This is a genomic window from Natrinema sp. H-ect1 (assembly GCF_041821105.1).
GTDB classification, from domain to species: domain Archaea; phylum Halobacteriota; class Halobacteria; order Halobacteriales; family Natrialbaceae; genus Natrinema; species Natrinema thermotolerans.
Window position 1 is genome coordinate 1 of sequence record NZ_JBGUBA010000021.1, and the last position, 8,294, is coordinate 8,294.

Below are 8,294 nucleotides of genomic sequence, written 5' to 3' on the forward strand. Positions count from 1 at the left end.
TTGCTGGAGTTTCTCTACTGACAGTGACCACCAGTCGTCGATTTCGGAGAACACGGGTTTGTCTGTCTTGGACGCAGTTTCTGAGTAGGTTTCGTCGAGTAACGCGACTCGCCAGAGGTCGGCGATGAGGAAGTCGTCGGGAATGCGAACTGAGGGGTTGAATTCAGCGGCTTTTAACGCGGCGTCCCATGATTCGAAGCGTTGCTGGTATGCTCGTGAATCGAATCGGCTGTGTTCGTCGAGGTCGTCTTGGTAGGGTCGCCGGTCGAGGTGGGCGACGAGGTCTGCGACAACTTCGACTTCCGTGGTCTTGACGGAACCTCCAGCATTGAGCGACCAATGATAAATAGTTAGACGTTCTTGATGTTGTATGGTTTCACTATGTGACGTATCATTTGCTATATACGATGCTTCGAGTGGTGAAGTAGAGTCGATTGATCCTACTGGTGAGACGGAAATCCCGCAGGGAACTATCGAACGGGGGTTTGCTGAAAAGGCAACGGAACTATTATACAAGCATCACTTTGGTTGGCACGTCGAAGAAATTAATCAACGACGAAAATCCAATCGGCTCAAATATGCATTAGGGGTTGACGAGGTTAATCGAAGTCGGTCGTGGGATATGCCGGAGGACTTGGCTGATCGCGTTTTAGAGGTGCTTCGAGAACATACTGGCGTGGACACAGATACAGAGGCATTAGAAACTGCTAGTATTGACGGGATTCCTGACTTCTTGATTTGTGACCGTTCTGATGTTCTAGAGTTCCAGTTTATCGAGGCAAAGAGACAAAACGAACACCTACAACAGACGCAAGTGGGTTGGTTCAGGCAGTTCAACTTCTTCACAAACAAAATCGTGTATGCGTTCGATCAACCAGCTGATAGAGACCGGTTTGTAGAAACCCATTCGCTTACCGAATTATTCCAATCTGCGGATCACCGACAAACGGTAGAAGAAATAAAGAACCGTCAAGAGTTATCGCCGAACGAGCTTACGCAGCGGGTTGCTGAGCTAACTGTTGGTGACTGGGTCGTGTTTAATGAGCGCAAGAAGCCGATGGAAGTGGTAGGGGTTGATGTCGCAAGGGAAGTGAGAGGAAGCGAGGAGAGAGGAGTCGAGCTAATTAGTCCAAAGCGGAATCGGTATCTTCTCTCTGAGAGCGGAGAGTTCTTCGTCGAGAAGGATAATCGACGCAATCTAAAGTGGGTTAGTAAGGTCGCCAAGGACTGACTGGAACTCGATCGGTATTCCTGTGACGATTCAGTTAAACGTTATAAATACCGTGTTTCACCATCGAGGCGCTGACGAACAGTTCTGAGTGGATCAATGTCCTGAGTGGTAGCACAAAGTGCCACGATAATCGGGCCGGTATAGTTGATTTCTGAAAAGGCATTATCAGGTAGTGATTCCTCACTTTCTGGGAACGCCTCGAAGACTGCAGTTCTGGCTTCCTTCTTCAACGCGTCCTTATTTCGTGCGTTCTGAATAATTTCATCGATTGATCGTTCGGTACTGGTAGCAAGTTTTGTTATGACGGCCAGCACTTCCTGAGTGTTCGATCTGATTGCGGAGTCAAACGGTTCATTATTTAGTGCCTCTCTTGCGGCGCATAACGCAAGAGTCGGGCGAGATGGAACTCTGTCGTGATGACTCCGTTTACCTTGGCTTGGATAACGATATGCTTCCCAGTATGCGTCATTGAACGTGTCTATAGGAAATTGAGTAGCCATGTAGATAAAATGTCAGAGTATCATTTAAAAGCTTTGAATATTAGTGTTTTTACTACAAAGATTGTATCGCAGAAGCCCGTGTGACCGTGCTGGCGTGCTGAGACACGTCTTCCGGAGTATTTTTCCCGGTTAGTGTCACGCGAAAAAGGACGTGATGTCTACTGTGGTAATAAAATGGTTTCAGCAGAAAGCAGGGGCAATGGGAATTGTGCCAGAGCGTGGTCGAATAATGGTGTGAGCGACGAGGTGATCGTGATTATCCTACTGTAGGTGTTCAGCCGCGGCGGCCGACCATCGGAAGATACGCGAGCGGACTGGGACGGAACACAGGAGACACCGACGGACGAGAGCGACGAACAGCAACGGCTCGATGCAGGTGCTGAAGGAGAAGACGAGTCACTGGGGCGAACTGAAACATGGGGCACACCCGAGTCAGAGTCTACGGCGCAGTCCAGTGATGTGAACGAGCAGCGGACAGACCGAGTAGCAAGTGATGGCAGTGGCAGCAACGAGCTACGAGAGCATCTCCAGCAAGCAATCGATGCGTTACAAGAAGTGGACGAAGCGCTGTAGTACACTTCTAGTTCTTCAAACGGCTCTGCGAGGTCACCGGCTTCTCTTTCCTGTTCATGGTTGGCCTTTCCGGTTAGGCATTGACGATGATATCTGGTTCATACTGACGAGCGTGTCCGGGAGTCTGATCGGGGCATCAATGAGTGCCACTGCTGGCAGTTCCCGATCGTCCCAGAGTGCGTCGAATGTCGGTTCAGACGTATAGCCAACTACGATGAGTTTTTGAAGGACACCGCAAGCTATCCAGACCCGGCTCAGTCAACGCCAGCAACCTCCCTTGGAGACATAGTTTGTTCTCTAGTTCTGCGACGTGTTTTTCTCTTCTGTGCCTACTGTTTTTTCGCCGCGAGAACGCCAGATGTCCGCGATTATCACAAGCCATGTTACAACAGGGAGCAGCGCTAACGCAGGCAAATACCACTCTCCAGGGGAAGTGATGTTCAGGAGCATCAAGAGATATGGCGTGGCGAACATGAGGACAAGGAGTGCGACCCCGTACCTAAGGGTACCAGATGACGGGTTGGGTGTGGTCTCAAACCAGTCACGGTATGCGAGGAAGGCTGCAAACGGTCCAAGCGCAAGGAGTCTGCTGAGAAACTCGAAGATAGGGAGGACTGTCCAGTCTGCTATGTACGCTCCTGTAAACCCAACCCGGACAAGATACAGATCTTCATCAGTGCCCTCTATCATTCCATACCCATACTTGGGACCCTGACCTACTCCACCACCGGTGTAATCTGTATAGGAACTGTAACTCCCGTTGCTGGGAGGCTTCGGTACTTCCTCATACTCATCACAGACGAGGAGTATGTCCTTACAGACAGGCGGGGTGAAAGCCTGCTGTCCAGAATAGGGAGATGGTTCTTGTGCTTTTGCCGTCTCGAAGGCTCGTCGTTGGCGCTCGGAAAGTTCTTCGACAGGGACGGCACTCTCCATCGCAGCTGTTCTATCCGTGACAGTGTCGTTGAACTCTTCCGTTGATTCGTGTGCGATGACGAACGGTTGCTCGTTAGAAGCATGATACGGTGTTGTCAGTGCACCAGGAAGAAAGATCGCCGCCAGAAGCAAAAGCGGAAGAACAAATGAAATACCCTGAATGGTGCGAGATTTCATCACCCGTCAATCAATTCTCATTGATAAGTGCTTTCTGGATCCAGTGACAACGGAGACGAGCACTCTGACGCACGGTAAATCAACACAAATCGGCTCTCTGTCGGAAAAGCAGGCTCTTACAGAAGAGAAATCGATTCGATTGACCAGTACGCACGTGTAGTGTGCGGTAGATTCACGTGGACAATTCTCTAAAGAAGAGGGTTTCACCGGAGCCACATATTTTCACGAGGAGTCTACGAGAATCCGGGGTCTCTACTGGGATCGTGGGTGCTGTAACTAGGCAGATCAGGCACAGGACTAACCTTTAAACGTGACTGGACTTATCAAGGTGTGCTAATGTACAGTGAAAGACGTCAAGAAGCACGACACACGGGTTTTCGTCCCGTTCTCCGATCGACTGGTTGGGGCTCCGTAGCCCTTAGTCGAGGTCGAGGTGGTGACGATGGTACGTGACGAGTATCACGATGCGCCTGGAAAGACAACGAATCTCGAAAACCGCGAGGAAGTCATCTACAACTTGCTGCTGGAGGAAGACGCTGTGACGACGCTCGAAGAGTCCTTTGGGATCAGTCGAGATGAAATGGAATGTGGAGAATGCGAGCGAGTAGCGGTGTGGTTTGTCTCTGAGATCAAACAGGCGCGCAGCTACAATCGTCGCCCCCGTGACCGAGAAAATCATCTCTGGTGTGATGAGTGCATCCCGATGCAATTCAAGGAGCGCTGGGCACAGTGGCCGTGGACGCCAGACGATGACGTCGAAATTAAGGAGATCTCGGAACTGCCGCCGAACGAGTGTACGTGCTGTGGCGGGAATATCGACTGGACGTGGTTACTCAAAGGCAGTGAGGTCCTGTGTCGCGGATGCATCGGAGTTGATCTCAGCCGATTGTAAATACGTTCTGTCAAAACCGACAGACGAACGCGGACGATCCATCTCTCGAAGGACGTCCGCGAGCGGTTCGGTGACCAGTGTCGCATCAAGAAACTCCCGAACTACGTCACGCTCTTCTCCATTAATGAGGATACCTGCTGGAGGTCTCGAAGCGACCGTCAGTGATGTCTTCGCAGAGACGAAGGCCCATAAGCTGAAAACGGAGCATGTGAGGCAATCGTCCGAGAGGGCTGAGCTGAAGCGGACGAGCGATCTTAGACCGATAAGGAGTGAGCTGTGTCCGCCGAACTGACTTCCTTCTCATACTGATGAGTACACTCCATACTGGATTCGCAACTCATTTCTGGACACCCCCGCCCCTCAGTTCCGCTCCAAACATCTCCGAGACTCTCTCAAGACTACGAGAACCGCTGATGCCCGAAATCAAAATCGATCTCGGTGCTGCTGAGAAACCAGCTAGACTTTGAATACTACTACATCCTCTCACCGACCTCACTTGCAATGGGACGGGCAAAGTGTCAGCTCTTACTCCCACCCCCCTCAGTTCCGCTCCAAGACTACAGAAGAACCCGAGGCACGGGCGAATAGTGAGATAGGTGTTTGGAAATGCTGGTAGTTTGGCGTAGAGATGATCTTCTCCGCGTTTGGCAAGCAGGAATATAAATGCGGGAGTTCAGGTTGATTCTCTGAAGTAGTATTTAGATAGAATATCTGTCTCACTAGTTCTATCGTGCCGTTACGGAACGAGTCCGTCATCTCTGCACATACATATATTACCTATACAGTAAAATATATAATATAGTTTCAGAAGCTGCGGTCAGTTAAGTCGAATTCTATAATATCCGGTATAACCGCATCACCAGTTCTCTCCGGGAAGGGGGACTCTCGAAAGGACTTGGAGCGGAAACGAGGGGTGGGGGTGTTGCCGTTGACATGTCCGGTGAAAGTACGACAGTATCGAATCCACTAGCTGGTAGACATGACTCGAATATTTCAACAGATGTATCTCTTCGTGAAAAATGAACGCTGCGGCGGAGTAGGCGTCGTGCTTAGTCTACGGTTCGAGTGAGGAGTTCTTCATCTCGGTCAAGTAGCTCTTGCATGTGGTCATCTGCAGCTGCGAGCCCGTCTTCTAGCGGGACTTCATCCATCCCGATGATGTTGTCCGATGCGTACAGCGTGATGCGACCATGGTCTTGGGGTCCATATGGATCTTCGACGAATGAGAAGTCGTATCGGTGTCCGTGATGCGTGATGGCGTCGGTTTCTGTGACGATCTCCGGCAGTTCTTCTTGGACAGCCGTATGGGCTGTGATATGAAGAGTTCCTCTTTTGAAGCTGCGTTGTTCGACGGCGATTTGTGCGACATTGTCAACATCGCGCGCGCTCAGGTAACTACGACTGAATTCTTCGAGTGACAGTCGGGTTTCTACCCCGTCAAGGAGGCGCATGGTGACATCGTCAAGTGTCACTTCTTCAGGCTGGCACTGGTCCTGCAGGCGTTCGATCGTATACCGGTTGAGCCATACGATCTCCGGATTCGTGAGGACATCGTCCCGGTCTGGGTAGGTGGCTGCCCCGATGGTTTGTCTCGCTGTTTCGAGCTTCTTTTTGGCAGTCGTGTAGTGTTCCTGTACTTCTTCACTTGTGATGGAGCGACTCATCGAGGTCGCCTCGTCGGGTTCGGTGGGTTCACCGAATTTCGTGCCAGGTGTAGCGAGGACGAGTGCGATCGCGTCGTCGGTTAGCCAGAGACCGTTTTCGTCGACGAACTGAGAGAGTGCCCATACCTCGGCTTCACGTCGCGTGAAAGTTGTCTCGGTAACGCAGGTTTCGATGTAGCTTTCGACCTGTTCGAACAGGGTGCTGCTGAGGTTCTGTACATCGGTCTCTGAAGTGCCAGTAGGGAACTTACCGTGTTCTGCCCACTGTTGGGCTATGGCATCGAGCTGTGCTCGTACTGTCTGTTGGTTAGATTCTGTTTGTTCTACCATTGTTTGTAGTTTGTTTGTCGTCTGTGGCTTCATCTCAGACCTGAGTTAGATCAGGATTGATCGGTATCAGGCCGTGTTATTCTTCATCGTCGTCAAGTTCGAACGGCAACCTATCCTAGGGGAGGATCCCTTATAAACGCTTGGCAACGAGGGGGTCTGAGACGGCCTGAGGATCTGTTAGAGGCTATGTTAAGAAATTTGAGTGCGTTATCTGCAGACTAGACTGCGTCGCTATGAGCGGATTCTGGAGATTCCATTGTAAGGAACATACCACTATCATTACTGTTCTATGGAGAACGTCTTCCTCCAACTCTCTTAAAAATGCTGTGCTGATCTCCGCAATGATTCTTCCAAAATCGCGGTACTACTCTCTACCGTGATTTACCGGGAGAACACGTGGTCACCACAGGCAACCTGAAACGAGGATGGGAACCACGCCTACGGTCGGAGAGACGTGCTGGTCGGCTGTTGATGACCATGAGGGATGCAGTGCGTGAGTGGTGGGGGAAGTGGCTGACGGGATACGGTGAGTCTGCTCGAATGAAATACAGTGTCCGTTGTCTCTATTTGCGATATTGTCACAGTATCTCAACAGCGGGTATAAAAATAGCCTCTCTGATGCGGCAGAATTCGTACTCACGATCGACGTGTAGTAATGATCGTCATGACACAAGAGGTGCTTCAGCCCGACCGGTTATCGGATTGGCCATCGATGCGAGGCGACGGTGTCGAACGCATTCGAAACGCCGGTATCGCAGGTGCGGGCGGTGCCGGATTCCCATCCTACGCGAAGTGGGAGCAGGTAGCTTCGACGGATTATCTATTGGTGAACCACCAGGAGAGCGAACCGAATTTCTTCGTTGATAAGTGGCTTGGGAAGTCGCGTGCGACCGAGTTCGCAGCGCTCTTCGACGCCTTGCTTGAGGACGTGTTCGAAGTCGTGGTGGTCAGCGCCAAGTGGACGGACCGGGACGAGTACATGACTGAACTGGAAGCAGAGACCGGTGGGACGGTGGTTCCGCCGGACAAACTGCCGCTTGACGTTGAGACCGAATCCGGCGTCGTGTTCGCGTACACGGACGCTCAATACCAGTACGGGATGGAAAGTGTCCTTCTCAACGTCGTGGCCGACACCGTGGTCGGCAGCGAGCTTCCGACCGATCACGGCTGGCTCGTCCAAAACACCGAAACGATGGCTAACATCTACCGGGCGTTGACTGACGGGACCCCGGTTACGCACACATACGTCCACGTTGACGGAGCCGTCCCGCAGCATCGATTCCTCAAGGTCCCGATCGGGACGCCCGCGAGCGCGCTCCTATCGGCCGCAGGTCGCCCGTCGGACGAGCTTCCGTCGGACGCAGTGCTTGTGTCCGGCGGCCCCGGCTGGTGTTTCGAGATCAAGACGCCGCCGGACGAGTTCGTGGTTGACAAGTCAACGAACGGGCTGTTGGTGCTGGACGAATCGACTGTCACGGACAACACGCTCGGCGATGGCCGGATTGACGTTCTCGAATCGCGCGACTGGACAGCCGGACCGATGGAGACCGAACCGATGGCGACGATCGAACCGGACATCGTTCGCATCCCACTTCTCACGAACCCGGACTTCGAAGGGACAGTCAGTCCCGGGATACCCACCGTCGAACCCGGTGATCGTGTTGAAGCCGGAACGGTCGTTGCGACGCCGCCGTCGACAGGGATCGGCATTCCGCACCACGCATCCATCGATGGCGAAGTGACTGCTGTCACCGAGACGAGCATCGAGATCGCTGTCGAAGCCGCTTCCGGAGCGACTCGTCTCAGGTAGTCCTTCCAAGCTATCGCCGTTCCCGGACGACGGTGCGAACCCAAACGGACAAACAGTCCAGTATCGTGCTATCTCTCCAACCCCATGTAGTTGTGAATTACAGCTCCCTCTGCCTTCCGCACTAGTTCACTTGCCGTACTCGGAGAGCAGTCCAGAACGGCTGCGATATCCGCGGTGACAT

Annotated in this window: 7 protein-coding genes; 3 read left to right on the forward strand and 4 right to left on the reverse strand. The window is 52.3% G+C overall.

Annotation, left to right across the window (positions count from 1 at the left end; translation table 11 throughout):
* Nucleotides 1-516, reverse strand: a 516-nt coding sequence (locus tag ACERIM_RS19320; protein WP_373633821.1) for a homing endonuclease associated repeat-containing protein, incomplete at its 3' end; no start/stop codon positions are given.
* A gap of 106 nt (nucleotides 517-622) precedes the next feature.
* On the opposite strand from ACERIM_RS19320, the gene ACERIM_RS19325 reads away from it, so the two are divergent.
* Complete coding sequence (locus ACERIM_RS19325) at nucleotides 623-1,231, forward strand: hypothetical protein (protein ID WP_373633822.1); 609 nt, start codon at nucleotides 623-625, stop codon at nucleotides 1,229-1,231.
* Between the two features lie 41 nt (nucleotides 1,232-1,272).
* Here ACERIM_RS19325 and ACERIM_RS19330 read toward each other — a convergent pair whose 3' ends face one another.
* Together ACERIM_RS19330 and ACERIM_RS19335 are read right to left on the reverse strand one after the other, a co-directional pair.
* Entirely contained in the window at nucleotides 1,273-1,731 is a 459-nt protein-coding gene (locus ACERIM_RS19330; protein ID WP_373633823.1) for a hypothetical protein, read from the reverse strand.
* 870 nt (nucleotides 1,732-2,601) lie between these two features.
* Nucleotides 2,602-3,417 carry a hypothetical protein gene (locus ACERIM_RS19335; protein WP_373633824.1) on the reverse strand — a complete coding sequence of 272 codons (816 nt, stop codon included), beginning with the start codon at nucleotides 3,415-3,417 and terminating at the stop codon, nucleotides 2,602-2,604.
* Nucleotides 3,418-3,859: 442 nt separating this feature from the next.
* Between ACERIM_RS19335 and ACERIM_RS19340 the strand changes: the two genes are divergently transcribed.
* Nucleotides 3,860-4,309, forward strand: coding sequence for a hypothetical protein (locus ACERIM_RS19340; RefSeq protein WP_373633825.1), 450 nt, complete (start codon nucleotides 3,860-3,862; stop codon nucleotides 4,307-4,309).
* Nucleotides 4,310-5,358: 1,049 nt separating this feature from the next.
* Here ACERIM_RS19340 and ACERIM_RS19345 read toward each other — a convergent pair.
* On the reverse strand, nucleotides 5,359-6,336 hold the full coding sequence (locus ACERIM_RS19345; RefSeq protein ID WP_373633826.1) for a hypothetical protein: 978 nt from the start codon (nucleotides 6,334-6,336) through the stop codon (nucleotides 5,359-5,361).
* A gap of 631 nt (nucleotides 6,337-6,967) precedes the next feature.
* Here ACERIM_RS19345 and ACERIM_RS19350 point away from each other — a divergent pair.
* Nucleotides 6,968-8,113, forward strand: a complete 1,146-nt coding sequence (locus ACERIM_RS19350) for an NADH dehydrogenase subunit (RefSeq protein WP_373633827.1) — start codon at nucleotides 6,968-6,970, stop codon at nucleotides 8,111-8,113.
* Nucleotides 8,114-8,294 lie beyond the last annotated feature (181 nt).

Bases quoted from the DNA above. Each gene is read 5' to 3' on its own strand.
- ACERIM_RS19350 (WP_373633827.1), top strand. From the start codon at position 6,968: ATGACACAAGAGGTGCTTCAGCCCGACCGGTTATCGGATTGGCCATCG.
- ACERIM_RS19345 (WP_373633826.1), bottom strand. From the start codon at position 6,336: ATGAAGCCACAGACGACAAACAAACTACAAACAATGGTAGAACAAACA.
- ACERIM_RS19340 (WP_373633825.1), top strand. From the start codon at position 3,860: ATGGTACGTGACGAGTATCACGATGCGCCTGGAAAGACAACGAATCTC.
- ACERIM_RS19325 (WP_373633822.1), top strand. From the start codon at position 623: ATGCCGGAGGACTTGGCTGATCGCGTTTTAGAGGTGCTTCGAGAACAT.
- ACERIM_RS19335 (WP_373633824.1), bottom strand. From the start codon at position 3,417: ATGAAATCTCGCACCATTCAGGGTATTTCATTTGTTCTTCCGCTTTTG.
- ACERIM_RS19330 (WP_373633823.1), bottom strand. From the start codon at position 1,731: ATGGCTACTCAATTTCCTATAGACACGTTCAATGACGCATACTGGGAA.